This is a genomic window from Nocardia neocaledoniensis (assembly GCF_003182135.1).
GTDB classification, from domain to species: domain Bacteria; phylum Actinomycetota; class Actinomycetes; order Mycobacteriales; family Mycobacteriaceae; genus Nocardia; species Nocardia neocaledoniensis.
Genome location: NZ_QGTL01000001.1, coordinates 317,104 through 341,863, shown reverse-complemented (window position 1 = coordinate 341,863; position 24,760 = coordinate 317,104). Strand labels below are relative to the sequence as shown.

At 71.1% G+C, this 24,760-nt stretch carries 23 protein-coding genes; 14 read left to right on the top strand and 9 right to left on the bottom strand.

Features of this window, described 5'->3' with window-relative positions:
* Positions 1–5 precede the first annotated feature (5 nt).
* From DFR69_RS01600 to DFR69_RS01575, 6 genes are read left to right on the top strand one after another with little or no spacing between them, the layout of a single operon-like run.
* Positions 6–2,315 (top strand): hypothetical protein, encoded by a 2,310-nt coding sequence (locus tag DFR69_RS01600; RefSeq protein WP_110035598.1) that lies wholly within the window; start codon positions 6–8, stop codon positions 2,313–2,315.
* Entirely contained in the window at positions 2,312–2,620 is a 309-nt protein-coding gene (locus DFR69_RS01595) for a transposase (protein WP_110035597.1), read from the top strand. Before DFR69_RS01600 ends, DFR69_RS01595 begins: the two co-directional genes overlap by 4 nt.
* 58 nt (positions 2,621–2,678) lie before the next feature.
* Positions 2,679–4,334, top strand: coding sequence for a peptidoglycan DD-metalloendopeptidase family protein (locus DFR69_RS01590; protein WP_110035596.1), 1,656 nt, complete (start codon positions 2,679–2,681; stop codon positions 4,332–4,334).
* Entirely contained in the window at positions 4,331–4,915 is a 585-nt protein-coding gene (locus DFR69_RS01585; protein ID WP_244198030.1) for a hypothetical protein, read from the top strand. The genes DFR69_RS01590 and DFR69_RS01585 overlap by 4 nt, the downstream gene beginning before the upstream one ends.
* 40 nt (positions 4,916–4,955) lie before the next feature.
* Positions 4,956–6,779, top strand: coding sequence for a type IV secretory system conjugative DNA transfer family protein (locus tag DFR69_RS01580; protein WP_110035594.1), 1,824 nt, complete (start codon positions 4,956–4,958; stop codon positions 6,777–6,779).
* A complete protein-coding gene (locus tag DFR69_RS01575) occupies positions 6,776–7,198 on the top strand; it encodes a DUF4913 domain-containing protein (protein WP_110035593.1) in 423 nt (140 codons plus the stop codon). Before DFR69_RS01580 ends, DFR69_RS01575 begins: the two co-directional genes overlap by 4 nt.
* A 45-nt stretch (positions 7,199–7,243) precedes the next feature.
* Here the strand turns inward: DFR69_RS01575 and DFR69_RS01570 are convergent, their stop codons facing one another.
* Positions 7,244–7,798, bottom strand: a complete 555-nt coding sequence (locus tag DFR69_RS01570) for a hypothetical protein (RefSeq protein WP_110035592.1) — start codon at positions 7,796–7,798, stop codon at positions 7,244–7,246.
* A gap of 122 nt (positions 7,799–7,920) precedes the next feature.
* Positions 7,921–8,814, bottom strand: coding sequence for a peptidylprolyl isomerase (locus DFR69_RS01565; protein ID WP_110035591.1), 894 nt, complete (start codon positions 8,812–8,814; stop codon positions 7,921–7,923).
* A gap of 85 nt (positions 8,815–8,899) precedes the next feature.
* On the opposite strand from DFR69_RS01565, the gene hisS reads away from it, so the two are divergent.
* Together hisS and DFR69_RS01555 are read left to right on the top strand one after the other, a co-directional pair.
* A complete protein-coding gene (gene hisS, locus DFR69_RS01560) occupies positions 8,900–10,174 on the top strand; it encodes a histidine--tRNA ligase (RefSeq protein WP_110036072.1) in 1,275 nt (424 codons plus the stop codon).
* A 70-nt stretch (positions 10,175–10,244) separates the two neighbouring features.
* Positions 10,245–10,880 (top strand): hypothetical protein, encoded by a 636-nt coding sequence (locus DFR69_RS01555; protein WP_244198029.1) that lies wholly within the window; start codon positions 10,245–10,247, stop codon positions 10,878–10,880.
* Between the two features lie 76 nt (positions 10,881–10,956).
* Here DFR69_RS01555 and DFR69_RS01550 read toward each other — a convergent pair whose 3' ends face one another.
* Entirely contained in the window at positions 10,957–11,970 is a 1,014-nt protein-coding gene (locus tag DFR69_RS01550) for an Rv2578c family radical SAM protein (RefSeq protein ID WP_110035589.1), read from the bottom strand.
* A gap of 81 nt (positions 11,971–12,051) precedes the next feature.
* Complete coding sequence (locus DFR69_RS01545; protein WP_110036071.1) at positions 12,052–13,023, bottom strand: NAD-dependent epimerase/dehydratase family protein; 972 nt, start codon at positions 13,021–13,023, stop codon at positions 12,052–12,054.
* 191 nt (positions 13,024–13,214) lie between these two features.
* On the opposite strand from DFR69_RS01545, the gene DFR69_RS01540 reads away from it, so the two are divergent.
* Both DFR69_RS01540 and DFR69_RS01535 read left to right on the top strand, forming a co-directional pair.
* Positions 13,215–13,544, top strand: coding sequence for a type VII secretion target (locus DFR69_RS01540; protein ID WP_110035588.1), 330 nt, complete (start codon positions 13,215–13,217; stop codon positions 13,542–13,544).
* Positions 13,541–15,187: a hypothetical protein gene (locus DFR69_RS01535; protein WP_110035587.1), complete on the top strand. Its 1,647-nt coding sequence runs from the start codon at positions 13,541–13,543 to the stop codon at positions 15,185–15,187. Before DFR69_RS01540 ends, DFR69_RS01535 begins: the two co-directional genes overlap by 4 nt.
* A 57-nt stretch (positions 15,188–15,244) precedes the next feature.
* On the opposite strand, the gene DFR69_RS01530 is transcribed toward DFR69_RS01535, so the two are convergent.
* The gene (locus DFR69_RS01530; RefSeq protein WP_110035586.1) at positions 15,245–15,742 is read right to left on the bottom strand and encodes a hypothetical protein; all 498 of its coding nucleotides are present in this window, start codon (positions 15,740–15,742) and stop codon (positions 15,245–15,247) included.
* Positions 15,743–15,788: 46 nt separating this feature from the next.
* Entirely contained in the window at positions 15,789–16,718 is a 930-nt protein-coding gene (gene ypfJ / locus DFR69_RS01525; RefSeq protein ID WP_110035585.1) for a KPN_02809 family neutral zinc metallopeptidase, read from the bottom strand.
* A 198-nt stretch (positions 16,719–16,916) separates the two neighbouring features.
* Here ypfJ and aspS point away from each other — a divergent pair, with 198 nt between their 5' ends.
* Positions 16,917–18,731: an aspartate--tRNA ligase gene (aspS, locus tag DFR69_RS01520; RefSeq protein WP_110035584.1), complete on the top strand. Its 1,815-nt coding sequence runs from the start codon at positions 16,917–16,919 to the stop codon at positions 18,729–18,731.
* Positions 18,732–18,805: 74 nt separating this feature from the next.
* Positions 18,806–19,774, top strand: coding sequence for a DUF389 domain-containing protein (locus DFR69_RS01515; RefSeq protein WP_110035583.1), 969 nt, complete (start codon positions 18,806–18,808; stop codon positions 19,772–19,774).
* A 9-nt stretch (positions 19,775–19,783) separates the two neighbouring features.
* On the opposite strand, the gene DFR69_RS01510 is transcribed toward DFR69_RS01515, so the two are convergent.
* Entirely contained in the window at positions 19,784–20,824 is a 1,041-nt protein-coding gene (locus DFR69_RS01510) for a DUF2189 domain-containing protein (protein ID WP_110035582.1), read from the bottom strand.
* 194 nt (positions 20,825–21,018) lie between these two features.
* Here DFR69_RS01510 and DFR69_RS01505 point away from each other — a divergent pair, with 194 nt between their 5' ends.
* Both DFR69_RS01505 and DFR69_RS01500 read left to right on the top strand, forming a co-directional pair.
* Positions 21,019–22,188 (top strand): phosphotransferase family protein, encoded by a 1,170-nt coding sequence (locus DFR69_RS01505; RefSeq protein WP_110035581.1) that lies wholly within the window; start codon positions 21,019–21,021, stop codon positions 22,186–22,188.
* Positions 22,189–22,254: 66 nt separating this feature from the next.
* Positions 22,255–23,085: a siderophore-interacting protein gene (locus DFR69_RS01500; protein ID WP_110035580.1), complete on the top strand. Its 831-nt coding sequence runs from the start codon at positions 22,255–22,257 to the stop codon at positions 23,083–23,085.
* Positions 23,086–23,094: 9 nt separating this feature from the next.
* Here DFR69_RS01500 and DFR69_RS01495 read toward each other — a convergent pair whose 3' ends face one another.
* A complete protein-coding gene (locus DFR69_RS01495; protein WP_110035579.1) occupies positions 23,095–24,342 on the bottom strand; it encodes an RNA polymerase sigma factor in 1,248 nt (415 codons plus the stop codon).
* Positions 24,339–24,692, bottom strand: a complete 354-nt coding sequence (locus DFR69_RS01490) for a YciI family protein (RefSeq protein WP_110035578.1) — start codon at positions 24,690–24,692, stop codon at positions 24,339–24,341. Before DFR69_RS01490 ends, DFR69_RS01495 begins: the two co-directional genes overlap by 4 nt.
* Positions 24,693–24,760 lie beyond the last annotated feature (68 nt).

The following is a 24,760-nucleotide window of genomic DNA, read 5'->3' as shown; positions in this document are numbered from 1 at the left end:
CGATCATGGGACGCGACTTCGACGACATCGCGCTACGGCCCGTCCACCGGCCGCCCCGCATCCGCGGGGAACGCGAGCCACGACCGGTCGGGAGTTCTTCGCGCGTGAGCGACGATGTGCTCGGCCTCGAGGAGCGCACCGAACGCGCCGACCGCGAGTCGGCGCGCGGGACGTCCACGGCCGACGAGCACGAACGTCGCCCGCGCGCCGCGGAATCGGGCGGCCGCTCCCGTGCCGACGAGGCACGCCGGACCGCCGAACGCGGCGAACCGGCCGGCCGGCCGAGGGAGAACCGCAGGCCACCCGAGGACGCGCCGCGCGGGCGGCGCGGCGACGCGGGCCGCGGTGACCGTCCCGGCGCGGGGGAGCGGCGGCCACGGCCACGCCCCGAGGCCGAGCGTGCCCGCCGCGACCGCGGCCTGCGGCCCGAGGACCACGGCCCGCGTCTCGATCACGAACGGGCCATGAACCCCCGGCGCAAGCAGCGCCCGGCCGAGCCGGCGAAGCCGGTCAAGCCTGTCCGCCAGCCCAAGGCCGACCGTCCCGACGACCTCGCCGACCGCGCCATGGGCGCGGGCCGGTCCAAGGCGAAGGGCAAGCCGGAGCGGCGCAAGCAGTCCGGTCCGCCGCTGCTCGACGACGCCACCCGCGCCCGCTACGAGATGATCGCCCGCGAGCAGTCGGGCCTGCGCGCGGCCTGGGCGACCTTCCGCATCCACACCGACGACCTGCGCCGCAACAACGCCCAGGCCCGCAGCGAGGCCGTCGTCAGCGACGGATTCGACCGCACCACCGCCGAATTGACCGACCGCGGCTACTCCGGTCCCGGCGGCGGCAAGATGAACGTCGTCGGCCGCCCGGTCGAATACCGGGCCACCACGGCGCAGATCGCCGGGCTGTGGCCCTGGTCGGTGGGCGCGGGCGCGCCGCTGATCGGCACCCCGCTCGGCTCGCACCTGCACACCGGCGCACCGGTCTGCTTCGACCCGATGAACTGGTTCATGCGCGGCAGCTTCATCACCGCGCCCAGCCTGTTCGTGCTCGGCCTCAACGGTTTCGGCAAGTCCTCGCTGGTGCGCCGGATCGTGCTCGGCGGGATCGCCCAGGGCATCACGCCGCTGATCCTGGCCGACGTCAAACCCGACTACCGCAAGATGGTCGAACTCGTCGGCGGCCAGGTCATCGACCTCGGCTACGGCCACGGCAAGCTCAACCCGCTGGCCGCGGGCGTGCTCGGCTCGGTGGTGCCCCGGCTCGACGAGTTCCCCGCGCTGCAACGGCAGGTGCTGCAGGACCTGCGGGCCAGGCAGGTCACCCTGATCGCCGGTCTGGTCGAGCTGGTGCGCGGCGCCAGGGTCGCCGACTTCGAGGAAACGCTCATCGCGACCTCGCTGCGCATCCTGTACCAGCCGGGCAGCGGCTACACCCCGGACAAGCCGCCGATCATGGAGAACCTGCTGGAGGTGATCGTCGGCGGCGGCGCCGAACTGATGCTCGACGCGGGCGCCGACAACGACGACGAGTACCAGAACGCGATCAAGAACCTGCGCCGCTCGTTGCGCGCGCTCACCCAGGGTCCGTTCGGCGCGATCTTCAACGGCCAGACCTCGGTGCCGATCGACACCGGCGCCGTGGCGGTCTGCATCGACGTCTCGCACATCCCCACCGGCGACAAGAAACTCAAGGCCGCGGTCATGCTGGCCTGCTGGGCCGACGGGTTCGCCTCGGTCGAGGCCGCGCACGTGCTCGCCGACGCGAAACTCGGCCCGCAGCGCTACTTCCAGGTCGTGATGGACGAGTTGTGGCAGGTGCTCGGCCTCGGCGACTTCATGGTCGACCGCGTCGACGAGCTCACCCGTCTGCAGCGCGGCCTGGCCACCGCGCTGATCATGATCAGCCACACCATCAAGGACCTGCAGGCCCTCGGCTCGGACGCCGCGATCGCCAAGGCGATCGGCTTCCTGGAACGCGCGCGCGCCAAGATCTTCGGCGCCCTGCCCGCGGAAGAGATCAGCAGGCTCGATTCCACTGTGCCGTTCACCTCCGCCGAGCAGGAGATGGTCACCGGCTGGTCGGCGCCCCAGGCCCTCACCGGCGAGGCGCTGCGCCCCGGCCAGCAGCGTCCCTCACCGCCGGGCACCGGCAAGTTCCTGCTCAAGATCGGTGAGGACCGCCGCCCCGGTATCCCCTTCCACATGGAGTTCACGGTGTCGGAGAAGGAAAGCGGAATCCACGACACGAATCAGCGGTTCAGCGAATTCGGCGACGCCCCGCGCGCCGCGGGCGAACCGTCGACGAACGGAGGCCGGCAATGATGCCGCACCGGTCCTACCGCAGGGTCTCGCCCGAGGTCCGCACCGCCGCGGTCGAGCAGGTCATGGCCCTGACCGACAAGTTGCGCAGCGAGTCCGAGGCCTGCCGGGTGGTGGCCGAACAGATCGGCGTGCACGCGAATTCGGTGCGCAACTGGGTGCGCGCCGCCGAGGGCCCGAGCCTGGAGCGGATGGACGCCACCGCGCTGCGCCGCAAAGTGGTGCTGCTGCAACAGCAGCTGGCCGCCGCGGCCGAGATGAACCGCACCCTGGCCGACACCCTCAACGAAACCCGGCGCCGGACGTGAAGATCGCCGCGGCGGCCCCGGATCCCGGCGCCCGGCGCGGAACGCCAGGAGGCGGCCGGTGAACCTGCGCACCATGACGATGTCGGCGTTCGGCGCCGTCATCGGGCTGATCGCGCTCGTGCTGGTCATCGTGCTGCCCGCCTCGGACGAGACCTGCGAGACCGGCGACGTGCTCGACGGGTCCTCGGCACCCACCCTGCCCCAACTCGGCGGCGACCTCCCCGGCGATGTGCGCGCCGGCGCCTCGACGACGACCAACCCCGCGGTCACCGGCACACCGTCGCTGGCGGCGGGCGTCGGCCCGCTGCGGCGCACCCTGCCGCTGGAGACCGGGACCTTCACCGTCTCCGACGTTTTCGGCTCCCGCGGCGGCGATCACAAGGGCATCGACATGGCCGCCGCCGACGGGACCACCATCTACTCGGTCTCCGACGGCCGGGTCGTCGCCGCCGGGCCCGCGTCGGGATTCGGCAACTGGATCGTCGTCGATTCCGTCGACACCAACGGGCGCGCCTTCTCCGCCGTCTACGGCCACATGTGGGACCACGGCGTGAAGGTGCGCACCGGTCAGACGGTCACCGCGGGGCAGCCGATCGGGATGGTCGGCTCGGCGGGCGAATCCTCCGGCCCGCACCTGCATTTCGAGATCGTGCCCGGCGGCCGTTTCACCGGCGGCCGCCAGATCGACCCGATGCCGTGGCTCGACGGCGCCCCGACCCCCGATGTCGGTGGGGCGCGGGCCTTCTCGATCGATCCCAGTTGCGTGCGCGGATTCGGCAGCGCCGGTGGCGCGCTCGCCGACGGCAAGGTGCCCGCCGAACTCGAGATCTGGTACCGCAGGGCGGGCGCGGTCTGCCCCGAGATCTCCTCCTCGCTGCTGGCCGCCCAGGCCAAGCAGGAGTCGGGCTTCCGGCGCGGTCTCACCTCGCCCGCCGGCGCGCAGGGTCTGGCCCAGTTCCTGCCCGGCACCGCGGTGAGCATCAATCCCGACGACGGCAAACCGTATGTCCTCGACGCCGACGGCAACGGGACGGCCAGCGTCTGGGACGACGGTGACGCGATCATCGGCCAGGCGCGCTACATGTGCGCCCTCGCGCACAAGATCTCGGGCTGGATGGCCGAGGGCCGGGTCTCCGGCGATCTGGCCGCGCTGACGCTGGCCGGCTACAACGCCGGTGAGGGCGCCGTGCTCGCCTCCGGCGGCATGCCGAATCAGTATGCGGCGCACTACTCCGAGACTCGGCCCTACGTCACCAACATCCTGGCGATGGAACCGCAATATCGCGCGCCCGGCGCCCAGGGCCGGTTCACTCCCGAACCAGGCGGTGGCGGCGCGCAGATCGTCGAGGCCGCGCACGACTGGCTCGGCACCCCGTACGTGTGGGGCGGCGGTGGCGTACAGGGGCCCACCGGCGGCGGTTTCGACGGGCCGGGCCTGACGGCCGCGGCGGTGTTCGCGGCGTCGGCGGGCGAGGTGACCCTGCCGGGAACGGCCGAGCAGCAATGGGAGTCGGGCCGCGAGGTCCCGATCGCCAAGGTGGCGGCCGGTGACCTGGTCTTCAGCGGATTCGGGCCGAGGGGCCCGTCGAAGGTCGGGATCTACGCGGGCAACGGCCAGATGATCCAGGCGGTGCCCGCGTCGAGCGGTGGCGGCGGTGGTGGCGTCGTCGAGGTGGCGGTGCCGGGTGACGCGCGGGCGAGGAGGGTGTTGTGACCACACGGCGGCGCGCACCGGAGATAACCTGGTGGGAGAGAACACGAATCCGCACGATCCCGGCGGTGATGCTCGTGGCGGTCCTCAGCACGGTCGCCGCATGTGGCGGTGACGCCGATACCGCGCGCTCCGACGGCGCCACCTCGACGACTCGGCTGCTCGATGCCGCCGCGCCGGTCGACCCGACGACGCCCGACGGCGTCGCGGTCGTCGCCCTGCGGGAGATCTACACCTGGAACCCCACCACCGAGGAACCGGGCGACTCGGTGCAGCGTGCGCGAAAATGGCTGGGGCCCAGCATGATCCGTATGCTGGACAGCTCGGACGGGGTAGCCGGGACACCGAAACCCTCGCTGCAGTGGGCCGACTGGGGCAAGGCGAAGGCGCACGTCGAGGCGTTCACCTTCGCCTCGGGCGAGCCGGCGCCGACCGGCGCGGATCCGGCCGTGGCGCAGTACAAGATCGGCATCGAGCAGACGGTCGTCTATCCGAACGGGCGGTCCGAGGAACTACCGCCGAGCACGGTCATCGCGACCGTGGTGCAGACGCCGCAGGGCTGGCGCCTCGACGCGTTCCGCTGAGCACCCACCACCATCCGACAAGGTCCACAAGGAGGCACACGTGGCGAAGAAGAAGGTGACGGATCCGGCCGCGGTCGGACCCGACACGACGCTGATCCTGATCGTGTTCGGCTTTGCGACGCTGATCACCCTCGCCGTCGCGCTGCACCTGGGCAACGCGCTCTCCGTGGTGCCGCAGAACATCCCGGTGAACCCGATCGCCGTGGTCGCCGACCTGGCCCGCGGCAAGTTGCAGTGGCCGCGCGCCTCGACGGTGATCGTGATCTTGGTCGTGCTCGCGGTGATCGCGTACGTGGTGATCCGCAAGCAGCTCAAGAAGCGGGCGGTGAAGGGCAGGCTCTCGATCGACGACAAGGCCGACCACATGGGCACCGGCAGCGCCATCGCCTCGATCACCGAGGCGGGCGTGCGGGAGAAGGCCAAGGACCTCGGCGTGCGTCTGGGCACCAACGACGCCCCCGGCGTGCCGATCGGGGTCGCCGTCGCCGACGGCACCCCGCTCTACGGCTCCTACGAGGACCTGCACCTCGACATCTGGGGCCCGCGCCAGGGCAAGTCGACCTCCCGGGTGATCCCGGCGATCCTGTCGGCCATCGGCCCGGTGCTCACCACCTCCAACAAGCGCGACGTGGTCGACGCGACCCGCAACGTGCGCGAGGCCAAGGGCAGCGCGACCTTCGTCTTCGACCCGCAGGGCGTGGCCGGGGAGCGGCCCGGCTGGTTCTGGGATCCGCTGGCCTGGGTCGACCACCGGCGGGAAGGGTGCGAGATGCGCGCGGCCCGCCTGGCCGGGCACTTCGCCGACGCCGAGAGCGGTGGCGCCGACACCACCGACAGCTTCTTCGACCCCGAGGCCGAGGACCTGCTCGCCGGGCTCTTCCTGGCGGCCGCGATCGCGGGCAAGCCGATCACCCAGGTGTGGGAATGGGTGACCAACCCGCAGAACAGCGAGCCGATCGAGCACCTGCGTGGCGAGGGGCACGACTTCACCGCGTCCGGCCTGGCCATGCAGTACAACGCCGAACAGCGCACCAAGAGCGGCATCTTCGGCACGGCCAAGAAGATGGTGCGCTGCCTGCAGATGTCGAACGTGCACCCGTGGATCACCCGCGGCGCCGGTGACCGCCTGCAGTTCGACGAGCTCGAGTTCGTCGAACGCAACGGCACCCTCTACTGCCTCTCGCTGGAGGGTCGCGGCTCGGCCGCGCCGCTGGTGAGCGCGCTCACCGAGGCCGTCATCGACGTCGCGATGCGCAAGGCGGCGATGTCGTCGGGCGGCAGGCTGCCGATCCCGCTGCTGGCGGTGCTCGACGAGGCGGCCAACGTGGTGCGCTGGAAGGACCTGCCCAAGCAGTACAGCCACTTCGGCTCGCGCGGCATCGTGGTGATGACGGTGCTGCAGTCGTGGGCGCAGGGCGCGCGCTGCTGGGGCGACGCCGGCATGAGCGCGCTGTGGTCGGCGGCCAACATCAAGGTGCTCGGCAGCGGCGTCGACGACATGGCGTTCCTGCGCGACCGCTCCGAGGCCATCGGCGAATACGACTCGATCTCGTCGTCGATGTCGCAGTCGGGCAGCAGCAAGAGCTACTCGCGTTCGCTCAGTTCCTCGGTGACCTTCACCGCGCAGGGGCTGGCGACGCTGCCCCGCGGCCGCGCGGTGGTGTTCACCTCCGGTCAGCCCGCCGTGCTGGTCCGTACCGTGCCGTGGTGGGAGTCGGAGTACGCCGAGGCGGTGAAGCAGTCGATCGAGTACAACGATCCGACCCGCAAGACCCGCATCGACGATCTCATCGGCACCCCCGTGCTGTCCCAGTCCACCCCGCCCGATCAGATCGGTGACATCGAGGAGGTCAAGCCCCTGTGAACGACCAGACGCAAGCCGCGCGCGACATCACGAACGGGTACGACACCGTCTTCGAGTTCGTCAACGAGTACCTCAGCAAGGTGTACAGCAGGCAGGTCACCGACATCAGCGACACGGTGTGGTGCCCGGAATGGTGGCGTCACCCCGAGGCGGCCGTGCGTCTGCACGCGCTGTGGCAGGCGTGGGAGCATTTCCGCCTGCAGGGCGGACCGGGGATCAGTGTCTGGTTCCTCGACCACGCCGACCCGCACATGACGAAACTGTTCGATCCGCGCGGACCGTTCAAATACTGCAGTGTGCGCAACGGGCACAAGAAGATGCTCGATCCGCTGCCCTTCGAGGAGCCGGTGGGCGGGGATCGGGATCAGTTCACCGATCCCGATGTGCAGCGCACGATGGGCAAGACCAAGCCGTTCTAGCGGCGGACCGATCGGGGGCCGCTGTGACCGCCCCCGATCGGTGGCTCAGCGCCCGCGTTCGAGGCCGCGCGGGTCGATGGCGCGTTCCATCCCGGCACGGCGGGCGCCGGCGTTGGTGCGGCGGATCGCCTCCTCCGGCGAAATGCCCTGGCCCATCTCGACCAGCATTCGCACCTCCGCCAATTCCGGTGCGACACCGGCCCGTTGGAGATGGGCGGCGATGGCTGCGCGCCGCTCGACCGAGTCGTAGCCCACCTGCGGCACATTCGCGCCGACCGACGCCGCGGTGCTGGTAGCGGTGCTGGCGAACGGGGAGGACGGGTCCTTCTCCAGGCTGAGCCCGCGTGCCTGCGTCGCCTTGTTGCCGACCGACATCATCTGGACCAGCTCGATGTTGCGGGGGTCCTTGGCCTTCAGATCGCGCGCCTCGCGGACCTGGAGTTCCCTGGCTTCCTTCATCTTCGCCTCGACCGCCTTCGCGCGGGCCTCGGCTTCCTTCTGCCCGTGTTCGCGTGACTTGAGCGCGACGAGAGTGGCCATCTGCAGCATGGTGCGCATCATCGCCGCAGTTTCGCTACCGATGTCGTCGAGTTCCGCCATGACTGCTCCCCGATGCGGCTGTGGAAGTGGACATCTGAGACTACCGCGCGAAGGACACGACCGAAACACGACGGGCCGGACGCCGAGGTGGCGTCCGGCCCGTCGTGGGTCTGGCGGTGGTCTCAGGCCACCTTGACGCTGGTGAACGAGATCGGCATGGCCGGTGCGCCGTCCTCGGCCCCGCCCTTCACGCCGGCGCCCGCGACCTTGTCGAGGGTGGCCAGGCCGGCCTCGTCGATGGTGCCGAAGATCGTGTAGTTCGGGGGCAGCTGGGTGTCACCGAAGACCAGGAAGAACTGGCTGCCGTTGGTGCCCTTGCCGTCGGGCGTGGTGCCCGCGTTGGCCATCGCGACCACGCCGCGCTTGTAGTTCACCGGCTGCTCGAGCGCCGGGTCGCCCGCGGGGAACACGTCGGTCGGGTATTCGTTGTCGAAGGTGTAGCCGGGGCCGCCCATGCCGCTGGCCTGCGGGTCACCGCACTGCAGGATGCCGAAGCCGGGGCTGGCCACGATGCGGTGGCAGCTGGTCTTGTCGAAGTAACCCTGGTTCGCCAGGCTCACCAGCGAGTTGACCGTGCACGGCGCCTGCGCGCTGTTGAGCGTCAGCCCGATCGGGCCCTGGGTGGAGTCGATGGCGACCTTGACCTCGGGACCGTCGGTGGCGACCGAGGTCGTGGCCGGCGCGTTGACCGGCTTGGCGGCGGGCTCGGTGCTCGCCGGGTAGGCGCAGTCGACGGTGGCGGGCTTGGCGGCCGGGGGCGGCGGGCCGGGCAGGTCGAGCGGGGTGTTGACGAACGTCGTCGTCGGCACCTGCGACGAGGATTCGGCAGTCGTGTCGGCGTCCTCGCTCTTGGTGAGGAAGTACACGCCGGTCACGGCGGCCGCGACCACGATGACACCGAGGACCGAGCCCGCGATCATGAGGCGCTTGCGCTTCTTCTCCTGCTCGGCCCGTCGTACCAGCTGACGCTCCAGCTTGCGCTTGGCCGCCGCCCGTCGCTGTTCATTGCTCGGCACTACCGCGTTCCTCCCGTGTCGTCGAATTCGTCTAGAGGGTAACCGGTTGGACTCCGGGGGCGCCCGTGGGGAAAACTGGGTGATCGTGACCAAGACCAGCAGCTTCACCGCCCCGAAGGGGGTCCCGGATTACGTGCCGCCCGGATCGGCCGAGTTCGTCGCCGTGCGCGACGGCTTGATCGATGCCGCCCGACTGGCCGGGTACGGACATATCGAGCTGCCGATCTTCGAACAGACCGCCCTGTTCGCCCGGGGTGTCGGCGAGTCGACCGACGTGGTCAGCAAGGAGATGTGGACCTTCGCCGACCGCAACGGCGAGAGCTTCACCCTGCGGCCCGAAGGCACCGCGGGCGTGATGCGCGCGGTCATCCAGCACGGGCTCGACAAGAGCGGTCAGCTGCCGCTCAAGCTCTGCTACGCCGGACCGTTCTTCCGCTACGAACGCCCGCAGGCGGGCCGGTACCGGCAGCTGCAGCAGGTGGGGATCGAGGCGATCGGCGTCGACGATCCCGCGCTCGACGCCGAGGTCATCGCGGTGGCCGACGCCGGTTTCCGCGGCCTGGGCCTGGACGGTTTCCGGCTCGAGATCACCTCGCTCGGCGACGAGACCTGCCGGCCGCAGTACCGCGAGCTGCTGCAGGAGTTCCTGTTCGGTCTCCCGCTCGACGAGGAGACCCGCCGCCGCGCCCAGATCAACCCGCTGCGCGTGCTCGACGACAAGCGACCCGAGGTCCGCGAGCTCACCGCGAACGCGCCGCTGATGATCGACCACCTCTCGGAATCGGCGAAGACCCACTTCGAGCAGGTGCTCGCGCACCTCGACGCGCTCGGCGTGCCGTACGTGGTGAACCCGCGCATGGTCCGCGGTCTGGACTACTACACCAAGACCACCTTCGAGTTCGTGCACGACCAGCTCGGCGCGCAGTCCGGCATCGGCGGCGGCGGCCGCTACGACGGGCTGATGGCCGAACTCGGCGGGCAGCCGCTGTCGGGCATCGGCTTCGGCATCGGCGTCGACCGCACGGTGCTGGCGCTGGCGGCCGAGGGCAAGACGGCCGCCGACCCGGCGCGCTGCCAGGTGTACGGCATCGCCCTGGGCGACGCCGCCAAGGCGCGGCTGGTCGCGCTCGCCGGGGAGCTGCGCGGCGCGGGCATCAGCGTCGACCTCGCCTACGGCGGACGCGGCATGAAGGGCGCCATGAAGGGCGCCGACCGCTCCGGCGCGAAGTACACGCTGGTCCTGGGCGATCGCGATCTCGAGGAGCACGCGATCGGAGTCAAGGAGATGGGCACCGGCGAGCAGCGTCAGGTGCCGCTCGGCGAGGTCGTCGGGGTGCTGCGCACCGCGCTCGGGCACTGAGCCCACCGGTCCACGGCGCGGTACTCTGACCGCGCCGCGGACCGGACGGGCCGGGGTGGAGAGGGACAGGGTGGACGGGAAGTCCGCGGCGGCGCCGGTCGGCATCGACCTGGTGGCGCCGGAGGTGTTCGCGCCGATGCTGCGCAGGCTCGCGCTGGGCGCGCTCGCCGTCGGCATCGTGGTGACGCTGGTGTCGGCGATCTGGTTGAGCTGGCCGTACGCGATCGTCCTCGGGCTGGTCGTGGCCGTGCCGACCATCGGGTACGTCGTCGCGTTCCGGCGTCGGCGGATGTGGTTGAGCGGCACCGTGATCCGCGCGCATCGGCTGTTCGGGGAGCGTCGGGTCGACCTCGCCGACGCGACCGGTGTGCAACTGCTGGTCTTCCCCGGCCGGCTGAGCCGGATCGTGCTGAAGGTGACCGTGGGATCCGAGATCCAGCTGATCCCGCTGGCGATGTACACCGACGCGGGCAGCGGCCGCGAACTGCACCTGCTCGGCCTGCGCTCGCTCGCCGACGCCCTCGCCGCGAGCGAACTCGCCGCGGCGGTGTCGATCTCCGACGTGCTGGTGCAGCAGTTGCGCGCCGAGGCCAGGGACGCCGCGCTGGGCGAGCGTCCGCTCTATCGCGGTGTGCGCCTGGTCCGGGACAAGGACGCCGTCGCCACGGTCGTGCTCACCGACGCCGAGGTCGCCTCGCTCGTCTGAGCATCGCGTCCGGGTGGCGCTCGGCGCGCCGGGATCGTCGCACGGCGCCGCGTCCGACGGCGGGCGCCCTTCGTCCTCATCCGAACAGGGCGAGTTGGGGGTCCGCCGGAGTGGGCGTCGGCGCCGCCGGTGTCGTACGGCCCTGCGGACGTCGCAGATCGTAGGCGTCGAGCAGGGGATTCACGCGCTCCCGTAACCAGGTGGCGTAGGCAGGGGTGACATTGGCGCCGCGGCCGTAGAGCTGGCGGTAGCGGCGGATCAGGGCGGGATGCTCGGTGCCCAGCCACTCGAGGAACCAGTCGCGAGTGCTGCCGCGCAGATGCATGGGGAAGGCGACGGCGCTGGTGGCGCCCGCCTCGGCGATCGCGGCGAACAGGGCCTCCAGGTGCGCGGTGCTGTCGGTGAGGCAGGGGATCACCGGCGCCACCATCACGTGCACCGCGAACCCCGCGTCGGCGAGCGCGCGCACCAGCTCCAGGCGCGCGCGTGGTGCCGGCGTGCCGGGTTCGAGCCCACGGTGCAGATCCATGTCGAGGATCGCGATCGAGACCGCGACGCTGACCTCCACCCGCCGGGCCGCCTCGGTGAGCAGCGGCAGATCGCGGCGCAGCAGCGGGCCCTTGGTGAGGATCGAGAACGGCGTGCCGGCGTCGGTGAGGGCGCGAATGATGCCCGGCATCAACCGGTATCGGCCCTCGGCCCGTTGATACGGATCGGTGTTGGTGCCCAGCGCGACCGCCTCGCGCCGCCAGGACCGGCGGCCGAGCTCGCGGCGCAGGACCGCCGCCACGTTGGTCTTCACCACGATCTGGGAGTCGAAGTCACGCCCCGCGTCGAGATCGAGGTACTCGTGGCTGCTGCGGGCGAAGCAGTAGCGGCAGGCGTGTGTGCACCCGCGCATCGGATTGATCGTCCAGCGGAACGGCAGCGACGAGCTCTCCGGCATCTTGTTCAGCGCGCTCTTGCACAGCACCTCGTGGAAGGTGACCCCGTCGAATTCGGGCGTGCGGACCGAACGGACCAGCCCTGCCCGGGTCAACCCGGGCAGGGCGCCGTCCTCGACGTCCAGAGTCTGCGCTTGCCACCGCACCCCTCGAGTCGAACACGCGTTCGAAACGATGTCAAGCTTCCGGCCTCGGCGGCGGTGACGGCCGCGGCGTGGGGGCTGTGGTCAGACGGTGCGCGGTGCGCGCAGGAAATCGACCAGGTCGGCGACGGTTTCCGCGGTGGGGCGCGGATGGTAGCCGAGTTCGCGTTCGGCCTTGCCGTGGTCGACGATCGGGGCCGACAGGATGGCGCCGAGGGCGGCCTTGGACAGGATGTCGGAGCCGAAGCGCTTGCCGATCGGCTCCACGATCGGCAGGACGGCGCCGAGGGCCTTGGCGGGAATCGCGAAGCGCGGCCCCTTGGCGCCGGTGCGCGCGGCGGCCATCCGGCACAGGTCGAGCAGCGATGTCATGTAGCCGCCGAGCAGGTAGTTCTCGCCGGTGCGGCCCTTCTCGCCCGCCAGGATCAGGCCGTGCGCCACATCGCGCACGTCCACCAGGTCGAAGCCGCCGCCGATCATCACCGGCGTCCGGCCGCGCATCGCCTCGGCGGTGACGGTGTTGAGGCGCGAGAGCCGGTCGGGATGGTCGACCGGGCCGTAGACGCCCGTCGGGTTCACGATCACCGCGTCGAGACCGCGCTCGATCACCGTGCGCAGCTCCTGCTCACCCGCCCACTTGGACCGGTCGTACACCGGCAGGCCTGGATCCGTGGAGCGGACGGTGGTCTCGTCGATGTGCCCCGCCCGGTACTGGTCGAACGCGTGGATGGAGCTGGTGTGCACGAAACGGCGCACCCCGACCTCGAGCGCCGCCTCGGCGGTGACCCGCACGCCCTCGGTGTTCACCCGCCACGCCAGATCGTTCTTCTCCGCGAGCGTGATCAGCGCGACCAGGTGGTAGACGACCTCGGCGCCCGCCAGGGCCGTGCGCATCGACGCCGGATCGAGCACGTCACCGGAGACCCAGGTGACGGCGGGATCGGAGATGGTCGGCGCGGCACGGTCGATGGCCACCACTTCGTGGCCTCGCTCGAGGAGCTGCGGGATCAGGTTGGAACCGAGGTAGCCGGCTGCGCCGGTCACTGCGACCTTCATTCCGCCGAGGATATAGAACATGTTCTAGTTTTGAAAGTGAATGCCGCAGATCGGAGCCGACACGGGTCGATCCGGGTCGGGGTATTCGGCTATATTTGGCGCACTGCGCCCTCGGGCGGCCGCGTCGGGAGTTTCGCGGCCTCCGATCGCGGTCTCAGAGCAGCCTTTTCACGACGAGTTGGGGGATTCGCATGACCGATCTCTCGGTGCAGACCGATGCCGTCGCCGCCTTCGCGGGGACGAATGCCGCGGTAGCGGGAGACATCGCCGCCGCGGGCATCAACGACGCGGCGGCCAACGTCGCCGCGATGACCCCGGTGTTCGGGCTCATCGGCGCCGACTACCTGGCGATGTTCGCGGTCGCGCAGGCCTTGCAGGCCAAGGACATCAACGACCTGTCCGCGAAGTTCTCCAAGCTGTCCGACGCGGCGTTCACCTCCTCGGTGCAGTTCGACGCGACCGACGTGGCCAACGCCGCCGATCTCGCGCGCCAGGCCGCCGGGATCGGAGGCGCGGCATGAAGCCGCTGAGCACCGGCGATTCGGGCGTCATCACGCCCGACACCGCGATGGCCACCGCCGACGCCGCGACGCAGTCGGCGCTGGGCGCCGTCCCGGTCGACTACACCGATCAGGCCATCCTCGACGTGCCGCTGATGCAGCTGCCCGAGGACGTGGTCACCGCCGAGGATCCGGTCTTCACCCTCGCGCAGAAGATCACCGAGGAGACCCAGCAGGCCGCCGTCTCGCCGGCGGGCCTGTCCGGGCTGTCCGGTCTCGGCACGGGGGACGTCGACGCGCAGGACATCCTCTCCGGCGTCTCCGCCGACGCGTCGGCGGCGCTGAGCGGCGCCCAGACCGCCGTCGGCCAGGCCGCCGGACCCGCGCTGGCCGCCGCGCAGACGGCGTTCGATCAGGCCAAGAGCGCCTTCACCGGCGCCTCGACCGGGGGCACCGGCACCTCCGGCGGCGCCGCGAACTCCGCCGCCGCGACCACCCTGACCGAGGACCCTGTCGCCGCGCTCATGAACGGGATCTCGATCCCCGCGTTGCCGGGCATCGACACGCTGTTCGACCCGATCCTGCAGCTGCTCAACAGCTTCGGCACCGGCGTGTTCGGCTCGCTCGACCCCACCAGCATCCTGAGCCAGTCGTCCTCGCTGATCGAATCGGCGATGACCGTGGCCCAGGGCGGTCTCAAGACCGTGCAGCAGCTGTGGGAGGGCGAGTCCGCCGACGCGGCGACCACCGCCAGCCAGCAGGCGCAGGTCGAGGGCCAGGAGACCAGCCAGCGCGGCTTCGACATCGCCGCGCTCACCGAGCAGGCCGCCGCCGTCGTCCAGTCGGGCAACGCGCAGCTCTCGGCGATCGCCACCACCTTCGCCGCGCAGGCCACCGCGCTGGCGCCGACGATCATGCTGCCGCCCACCCAGGCCACGCTGATCGGCTTGGCCACCGAGCATCTCGGCTCGGCGGTCACCGTCGTCAACACCACCCGCGGACAGCTGGCCGGACACACCGCCCAGCTCAACGGCGCGGTGTCGCAGCTCGCGGCGCAGAGCGGCCTGCCCTCGCCCGAGGAAGCGCTGTCGGCGGTCTCGGAGAACATCGGCGAACCGCTGCTCACCCAGGCCGAGAGCGCGCTCAGCGGCACCGGTGACGACACCACCGCCGCGGCCGCGACCGGCACCGGTTCGCCCACGACCACCCCGGGCTCCACCTCGGCCGCCGGCCTCGGCACCGGGGGTACGGGCGGCTCCGGCGGTGGCAGCGGCGCCGCACTCGGCGCGCTCGGCACCGCGCGGGGCGGCTCGGGTGGCAGCGCGGGCGGCGGCGGTACGCCGAGCACGGGCACACCCAAGGCGACCACGGCCGTGCCGGGCGCCACCGTGCCCGGCGGGCGCGTGATGACCGCGGGCATGGGCACCGGCACCGGCCTCGGCACCACCACGGGCACCGGCACCGGCGGCTCTGGCTTCATGGGCGGCGGCGCGGGCGCGGGCGCCGGCCAGCGCAACAACGACGACGAACACGGCCGCACCGTGCAGCCCTACCAGAGCCGCACCGGCAACGACGACCTCACCGGCCCCCTCGGCGAATCCACGCCCGAGGTCATCGGCGCGGTCCACGAGGACGAACGCGACGCCGACGAAGACCGGTTCTGAGCGAACACGACGCCGCCCCGGGAACCGGAGGGTTCCCGGGGCGGCGTCGCTGTACGGTCAGCTCTTCTTGAAGGCGTCGACCAGCTTCTTGGTGAGGTCGGCGAAGCGCTTGCGCGCCGCCTGCTGGTCAGGGTTGAGGCCGTCGGTGGAGTCGGGGGAGTAGACGACCAGGTGCGCCTCGCCGTCGGCGTCCGCCGGCATGAGATCGATGATCTGGGTGCCCTTGCCCTCGCCGGCCGGAATGCCGAAGTCGACCTCCTCGAGCGCCTCGATCTCCGCGCGTGCGGCCGAGAGCACGTCGGCGGGCACGGTGCCGGTCACCTGCTTGGCCGCGGTCTCGGGCTTGCGGTCCTTGCTCACCGCGTCCGGGGAGTGCACGGCCTTGCCGTCGGGGAAGACCTGCAGGACCGGCCGCAGGTCGGTGCGCTGGGACCAGCCGTCGGGGATCGTGGTGACGCTGATCAGGGGTAGCGGCGCCGGATCGGCATGGGCGACGGCGCTCACGCCCGGCAGGGCGAGAGCGCAGACGAGCAGTCCGGTCATGGTCAGGCGCATGGGTTCCCCTCGATGAAAGTCGGTGCGACGGCGTCGCGTTCGGGGGTCAGCGTAGCCCGGGCGGGTTGTTCAGGTCACCCGCGGAATAGGTGTCGCACGCCTTCACCGAGCCGGTCTTGTATCCGGCGAGGAACCACTTCTGGCGCTGCTCGGACGAACCATGGGTCCACGACTCGGGATTCACCCCGCGACCGGCCGCACGCTGGATGCGGTCGTCGCCGACGGCGTTGGCGGCCGAGAGCGCGTCGCGGATGTCGGTGTCGGACAAGGGCTTCAGGAACGGCTGGCTGCCGCCGGGCGCGTTCTGCTTGTCGGCGTAGTAGGCCCAGATCCCGGCGTAGCAGTCGGCCTGCAGTTCGGTGCGCACCGCGCCGGATTCGGCGCCCTTGGGATCACGCTGGGCGCGGCCGATGTCGCCGAGCTGGTTCTGGATGTGGTGGCCGACCTCGTGCGCCACCACGTACTCCTGGGCCAGCGGTCCCGCGCTCGCGCCGAAGCGGTCGGTGAGTTCCTGGAAGAAGCTGGTGTCGAAGTAGGCGGTCTGGTCGGCCGGGCAGTAGAACGGGCCGACGTCACTGGTGGCGTTGCCGCAGCCGGTGGCCACCGCGCCGGAGAAGAGCACCAGCTTCGGCTCGACGTAGCGCTTGCCGGTCTGCTTCGGTAGTTCCTGCGACCACACCGCGTCCAGGCTCTGCGCGGTGAGCACCACCCGGCAGTCGACGTACTTGTTGGCGTCGGCGCCGGTCTTGCAGTGCGCGGGCGTGCCCGCGGTGCCCTGCTGACCCGCCTGCTGTTCGTTCTGAGCGCCGGTGAAGTTGCCGAGCACCGAGCCCGGATCGCCGCCGAGGAGCAGGGTGAGCACGACCAGGATCAAGCCGCCGGCGCCACCGCCGAGCGCGAGCTTGCCGCCCATGCCCGGACCGCCGCCGGAGGAGGCCCGACCTGGGTCGATCTGCATACCTTCGTTGAAGGTCATCGCCGTACTCGCCTTCGCTAGGTTGACCAGCTGTCCTGCAGCATGATTCACCGCCCCGGACGCGACTGACGGCGGGCATGCGTCACAAGCTTGACACGGCGACCGCGATATCGGTTTCCACTCGGGGATCGTGTCTCACTACGATGGCAGTGCACCTGGTCGTCTCCGCCGGTGCGACGACTCGTCGAAAGGAATACCGTGCTGCGCACCCACTTGGCTGGTTCGCTGCGAAGCGAGCACGCCGGTCAGACCGTCACCCTCACCGGCTGGGTGGCCCGGCGTCGTGACCACGGTGGGGTGACCTTCATCGATCTGCGCGACGCGTCCGGCGTCGCGCAGGTGGTCTTCCGCGAGGGCGAGGCGGCCGAGCAGGCCCACAAGCTCCGTGCGGAATTCTGCGTGCAGGTCACCGGTGTGGTGGAGCTGCGGCCCGACGGCAACGAGAACCCGGAGCTGCCGACCGGTCAGATCGAGGTCAGCGCCTCGGAGCTGATCGTGCTCAACGAGAGCGCCCCGCTGCCGTTCCAGCTCGACGAGACCCCTGGCGACGAGGCCCGCCTCAAGTACCGCTACCTCGACCTGCGTCGCGAGGGCCCCGGCCACGCCATCCGGCTGCGGTCCAAGGTCAACGCCGCCGCCCGCGAGGTGCTGGGCCGCCACGAGTTCATCGAGGTGGAAACTCCGACCCTGACGCGCTCGACTCCCGAGGGCGCCCGCGACTTCCTGGTCCCCGCCCGCCTGCAGCCGGGCAGCTTCTACGCCCTGCCGCAGAGCCCGCAGCTGTTCAAGCAGCTGCTCATGGTCGGCGGCATCGAGCGCTACTACCAGATCGCGCGCTGCTACCGCGACGAGGACTTCCGCGCCGACCGTCAGCCGGAGTTCACCCAGCTCGACATCGAGATGAGCTTCGTGCGCCAGGAGGACGTGATCCTGCTGGCCGAGGACATCCTGGTCGCGCTGTGGAAGCTGGTCGGCCACGACATCACCACGCCGATCCCGCACATGACCTACGCCGAGGCCATGCGCCGCTTCGGGTCGGACAAGCCCGACCTGCGCTTCGGCGTCGAGATCACCGAGCTCACCGACTACTTCGCCGACACCCCGTTCCGGGTGTTCCAGTCCGAGTACGTGGGCGCGGTCGTCATGCCGGGCGGCGCGAGCCAGCCGCGGCGCCAGCTCGACGCCTGGCAGGAGTGGGCCAAGCAGCGCGGCGCCAAGGGCCTGGCCTACATCCTGATCAACGAGGACGGCACCCTGGGCGGCCCGGTCGCCAAGAACCTGTCCGACGCCGAGCGCGAGGGCCTGGCCAAGCAGGTCGGCGCCGAGCCCGGCGACTGCGTGTTCTTCGCCGCGGGTCAGACCAAGTCGAGCCGGGCCCTGCTGGGCGCCGCGCGCGGCGAGATCGCCCGCAAGTGCGACCTCATCGACCCGAACGCCTGGGCCTTCGTCTGGATCGTCGACGCCCCGATGTTCGAGCCGACCGCCGACGCCACCGCCAGCGGCGATGTGGCCCTGGGCTACTCGGCCTGGACCGCCGTGCACCACGCGTTCACCTCGCCCAAGCCGGAGTCGATCGACACCTTCGACACCGACCCGGGTTCGGCGCTGGCCTACGCCTACGACATCGTCTGCAACGGCAACGAGATCGGCGGCGGCTCGATTCGTATCCACCGCCGTGACGTGCAGGAACGCGTGTTCAAGGTGATGGGCATCGACCACGACGAGGCCCAGGAGAAGTTCGGCTTCCTGCTCGACGCCTTCTCCTACGGCGCCCCGCCCATGGGCGGCATCGCCTTCGGCTGGGATCGCATCACCGCGCTGCTGGCGGGCGAGGACTCCATCCGCGAGGTGATCGCCTTCCCGAAGACCGGTGGCGGCGTCGACCCGCTCACCGAGGCGCCCGCGCCGATCACCGCGCAGCAGCGCAAGGAGGCGGGCATCGACGCCAAGCCCGAAGCCAAGGGTGAGGCCAAGCCCGCGGCCGACGCGAAAGCTGTTGCTGCGGAGAAATAGCGCGCACCACGGGGACCCGGTACCTTCTGGTCTGTTCACGCGCCGCGCCGCGGTGCCGACCGGAAGGGCCACTCGTGCTCCACCTGCGTGTGATCTCACCGCCCGAGCGGACCGACGCCCTGATGGAGGTGCTCGCGGCCGATCCCGGCGTCACCCACGTGACGCTCGCGCGCGGCGTCGCCGTCGAGCCCGCCGGTGATCTGGTGCAGGCCGACGTCGCCCGGGAGGCCGCCAACGCCGTGCTCGCCGACATCAAGAAGCTCGGCCTCGTGCACAGCGGCGGCATCACGCTCGGCCCGGTCGAGACCGTGTTGTCCGACGCCGCCGAGCACGCCGTGCACGAGGCGCCCGGCGACCCGGACGACGCGGTGGTGTGGGAACAGCTCCAGGCAGAGACGCACGAGGAGTCCTCGCTCAACGCCACGTTCCTGGCCTTTCTGACGATCGCCTGCCTGCTGTCCTCGATCGGCGTGGCGACCAACTCGGCGGTCACCATCGTCGGCGCCATGGTCGTGGGCCCGGAGTTCGGGCCGCTGGCGGCGCTGTCGGTGGCGCTGGTGCGGCGGGAGTGGCGGCTGGCCCGGCGTTCGCTCATCGCGCTGGTCTTCGCGTTCCCGTTCGCCATGGCGGTCACCGCGCTGGCCACGATGATCTGGGAGAAGATCGGCTGGATCACCACCGCGGGCGTGCTGGACGCGCACAATGTCGACTTCATCTACCAGGTGGGACCGTTCTCCCTGGTGGTGGCCCTGCTGGCGGGCGCGGCCGGCATGCTCTCGCTGGTCACCTCGAAGTCGGCGGCGCTGGTCGGCGTGTTCATCTCGGTGACCACGGTGCCCGCCGCCGGATACGCGGTGGTGGCGGCGACGATCGGGGAGTGGCAGCGCGCGTTCATGTCGGTCGGTCAGATCGCGGTGAACCTGCTCGGCATCGTCGTCGCCGGGGTGCTGGTGCTGTGGCTGCGTCCGCGCGCGGGCAACGAGGACGGGCCGTTCGAACGGTTCAAACGCGCGATCGGCATGCGCACCCTGCCCGGGCGCTGAGACCCGCGCTCAGATCCGGGCGACAGGTCCGGCGGTGAGCACCCGGTAGCCGTAGGTGACCGCGATCGCGCACACCGGACCGGCGACGAACAACCCGAGCCCGCACAGCACCAGGCCGACGGCGGTGACCAGCGAGATCGTCAGCGCCAGCAGCAGCGCGGCCCACAGGTTGTTCACCACCAGGATCGCGCTCGCCTTGATCGCTTCCAGCGGACCGTAGTCCTGATCGATGACGAAGTGCAGCGAGAACATGCACAGGAACCCGACCACCAGCCCGGGCAGCAGGCACAGCGAGGACGCGAGCAGCGTCGCCGCGAAGGCCAGCAGGGCCGTGAGCAGGACATTGCCCGCGTTCACGAAGCGGAAGAACGATCCGAAAGCCGGTGGGTATCCGTCGGTTTCGTAGAGCGCGCCACGGATCATCACCGCCTGCAGCAGCCACAGGGCGACCGCGACGAGCAGGAACAGGAACAGCACCGTGAACAGCGAAGTGGGATCGAAGATCTGGACGATCGCGAGGACGGCCAGATAGATGAGCACCCCCACCGCCGTCACGCCGAGCCACGGGCCCGGATTGGCGCGGAAGCGCTCCCAGCCGTAGCTCAGCGACCGCCCGACATCGAGGGTCTGTGTTTCCGGCTGGTAGTAACCCTGCGGCTGCCCGCCGCCGGTACCCGACACGCCGGGCGCGGGGGTGACCGGATAGCCCCCGGTGTCCGGTTTCGCCTGCGGCGCGGGGTAACCGGGACCGGTGCCGGCCGGACCGTACTGCGGGGTCGCCGGACCGTACTGCGGGGCCGCGTGGCCGGTGCCGGCAACCGGCGGGGCGGGCTCGAGCGGCTCGTCGCCGTACTGCGCGGCGCCGGGGCCCTCGAATTGCGGATACCCTGCGCCACCGGCCATTCCGTGCCTGCTCGGGCCCTGGCCCGTGGCGGGCGGCTGACCCGGTCCCTCGTGGCGGCCCGTGCCCTCGGCGAACTGTCCGCCACCCCCGGATCGCGGTGGCCCACCCGGTGAATCGCTCGATGCGGCGTACGGTGTGTCGGTCACTGTGGTAGACCTTTCGACTCAACCGGTTTGCGGTGTGGCGCACAGCAGTTGACGATGAGAAAACCCGACGGCGCACTGGTGTGTCAAGCGAACAGGCACACCCGGCGCAACCCTGGCTCCAACACGCCGAGCGACGCGGAAAGGTTGTGTAACCGCTCGCTAGAAGTGACCAGGTACGAGTAGCTTGAGAGGCGATGACCGCACTATTGGCCGAACGCGCCGCCGACGTCGTGTCCGCAGCACAACAGTTGCTCACAAAGCGAATGGGTGCTCCGGTGAAGCTGAGTGATCCGATGGAGCTCAGTGGCAGTGGCAGGACGACAGTCCTGCGGGTGCGTGTCGCGGAGAACGCTTTCTCGTTGCCGCGCACGCTGATCGTGAAACAGGTGCGCGGTACCGCCTCGGACCGCGTCACCGGTGGCATGGCGCCCGGAGTCGCCAGCATCGATGCCGCGTTCCTGCGCGAGGCGGTGTCCTACCAGTTCACCACCGCGCTCAGTCGCGAACAGCGCCCCGGCGCCTACCTGATCGCGCACAGCGTGCCGGACCGGCTGCTGGTGCTCTCGGACCTGGGCGAGAACGCGCTGCTCACCTCCGTGCTGCAGACCCGCGCCGAGCCGGGCACTCGGAACTCGCTGATGGCGTTCGCGCAGGCGCTGGGCCGGATGCACGCGGCGACCGTCGGGCGCGAGCCGGACTTCGTCGCGCTGATGCGGCGGGTCGACTCGGCGCATCGCGTCGACGGCATCGCCCAGCAGGCCCAGGCCGCGATCGCCGATGTGCCCGGTCTGCTGCAGACCGAACTCGGCATCGAGGTCCCCGGCGAGATCGCCGAGCGCATCGTGCACGGCAATCGGTTGTTCACCGGCGGCCGCTACCGCGCGTTCAGCCCGTCGGACCTGTGCCCCGACAACGTGATCATGAACGACGAGGGCGCCCGCTTCCTCGACTACGAGTGGGGCGGATTCCGCGACGCCACGCTCGACATCGCCTACGCGCTGGTCTCGTTCCCCGGCTGCCTGTGCGATTTCGAGTTGTCGCGCAGCCGCGCCCGGGAGATGGTGGAGGCGTGGCGCTCGGCCGTGGTCGGGGTGTGGCCGTCGCTGGCCGACGACACGGTGCTCGCCGAACGGATCCTGGAGGCACGCCTGATCTGGGTGTGGCTGTCCACGTACTGGTTCCTGCCCGCCGACCACACGCGCATCGCCACCGCCCGCGAACACGGCCTGTCCGTGCCGCGCTCGGAGGCGCTGATCAACCGCTGGTCGGCGCTGGCCGAGGATGCCAGGGTCACCGGGGACGACGCGGTCGGCGACTTCGCCGAACAGGTGTCGGCGATGCTCGAGGAACGCTGGGCCGAGTAGCGAGCTCCCCACTTCCCGGCGCGACGGGAGTACCGTCGCGGTGGTCCGAGGAAGTAGGGAGCAGCAGTGCCGAATCCGGTCAGCGTCACCGTCGTCCGCAAGCAGTGGCTGACTCCGCACCTGGTGCGGATCGTCGGCGCCGTCGGGCCGGAGTTCACTCCGAACGCCTTCACCGACGCCTACGTGAAGCTCGTCTTCCCGCCGCCGGGCGTCGAGTATCCGGAACCGTTCGACCTCGACGCCGTGCGCGCGACACTGGGCCCGGAGAGCCAGCCGGTGCTGCGCACCTACACCGTGCGGTCCTTCGACGCCGCACGACGCGAGATCAGCATCGACTTCGTGGTGCACGGTGACGACGGCATCGCGGGGCCGTGGGCGCGTGCGGTCGAGCCGGGCGCGCGCTTCTGGTTGAACGGACCCGGCGGCGCCTTCGCGCCCGACCCGGCGGCCGACTGGTACCTGTTCGCCGGGGACGAGTCGGCGCTGCCCGCGATCGCGGCGGCGCTCGAGGCGGTGCCTGCCGGCGCGCCCGCGCTCGTGTTCGTCGAGGTGGGCGGCGCCGAGGACGAGATTGCGCTCACCTCACCCGGTGACCTGCGCCTGTCGTGGGTGCATCGCGGCGTGTCCTCGGACCTGATCCCGGACGACCTCGCCGGCGAGCACGCGCCGCTGGTGGCCGCCGTCCGCGCGGCCGAGTGGCTGCCCGGCCAGGTCCACGCGTTCGTGCACGGGGAGGCGGAGGCCGTGATGCGGCACATCCGCCCCTACCTGCGCAAGGAACGCGACGTGGCGCCGAAGTGGTTCTCGATCTCCGGGTACTGGCGGCGCGGGCGCTCCGAGGAGGGTTTCCGCGAGTGGAAGCGCGCGTTCGCCGCTGAGGGGCCTGAGGCGGGCTGAATCGCGGTTTCACCCGGTCAGCGCCGAGCGCTTGCGTAGCAGGTGGGCGCGTTCGACGGTGTTGTCGGTGAGCAGCAGCGCGGCCTCGTAGGCGACGATCGCCTCCTCGGTGCGTCCCACCTCCGCCAGGAAGGCGGCGCGGGCGGCGTCGAGGTAGCCGTAGGTCGCCAGCGCGGGCTCGTCGCCGATCGGGCGCAACAGGGTCAGCGCCTGGGCGGGATCGCCGGACAGGCCGACGGCGATCGCGTGGTTGAGCCGGGTGACCGGCGAGGGCCACACGCGCAGCAGCAGCCGGTAGAGCCCGATGATCTCCGCCCAGTCGGTGTCGGCCCAGGTGGGCGCCTCGTCGTGGACGGCGGCGATGGCCGCCTGCAGCGTGTACCGATCCGTGTGCGGCAGCGCCTGTTTCACGAGGGCGATGCCCTCGGCGATGGCCGCGTGGTCCCAGCGGGCGCGGTCCTGGAATTCGAGGGTGATCAGCTCGCCCGTCGCGTCCACCCTGGCCGCGCGGCGGGCGTCGGTGAGCAGGATCAGCGCGAGCAGCCCGGTGACGGCGGGGTCGTCGGGTACCAGCGCGTGCATCATCCGCGCGAGCTGGCGGGCGCGGCCCACCAGATCGGTGCGGACGAGCTGCTCGCCGACGGGCGCGGTGTGGCCGGTGGTGAACAGCAGATGGATGACCGCGCAGATCGCGTCGAGCCGGTGCGGCAGCTCGCGCACCGACGGCACCCGGTACGGGATCGCGGCGACCGCGATCTTCTTCTTCGCCCTGGTGATCCGCGCGGCCATGGTCGTCTCGCTCACCAGGAACGCCCGGGCGACCTCGGCGGTGGTCACGCCGCAGACCAGCCGCAGCGTCAGCGCCACCTGCGCCGGGCGGGCCAGCGCCGGATGACAGCAGGTGCTGATCAGCCGGAGCCGGTCGTCGGGGATCGCGGGGCCGTCGAGGTCGGCCATGGCCAGGTCGGCGGGGTCGGCGACCGGTTCGTCGACGACGAGTCGCGGCAGCGTGCGGCGCAGGGTGCTGTCGCGCCGCAGCAGGTCCAGGCCGCGCCGCCGGGCCACGGTGGTCAGCCACGCGCCCGGTCTGGCCGGCACGCCGTCGCTCGCCCAGGCGGTCAGCGCCGCGGCATAGGCGTCCTGTACGCATTCCTCGGCCAGGTCGAAATCGCGGACCAGCCGCACCGTCGCGGCGAGCACGAAGGCCCATTCGCGACGGTGCGCCTGCTCGACGGCCGCGGCCGCCGCCGTTGTCACGGCTGCGGGAAGACCTTGATCGGGCGCACTTCGACGCCGCCGGTCGGGGCGGGCACCTGCGCGGCGAGCGCGATCGCCGCGTCCAGGTCCGGCGCCTCGATCAGGTAGTAGCCGCCGAGGGCTTCCTTCGCCTCGGCGAAGGGGCCGTCGGTGATGACGACCTCGCCGTCGGCCTCGTGCCGCAGCGACGTCGCGGTGCCGGTGGGCTGCAGGGCGTGGCCGCCGAGGTTGGCGTCGCCGGCGAGCTGCTGGAAGGCGCGGTGCGCGGTGAGCATGTCACCGAGCTCGGCGGGGGACATGGCGGCGTAGGTGGCTTCGTCGCCGTAGATCAGGACCAGGTACTGGCTCATGAGGGCACTCCTTCGGATCTTCGGCTGCCCGCTCGTCGGGTGGCCGTACAGTTCCGACGGGCGAGTGC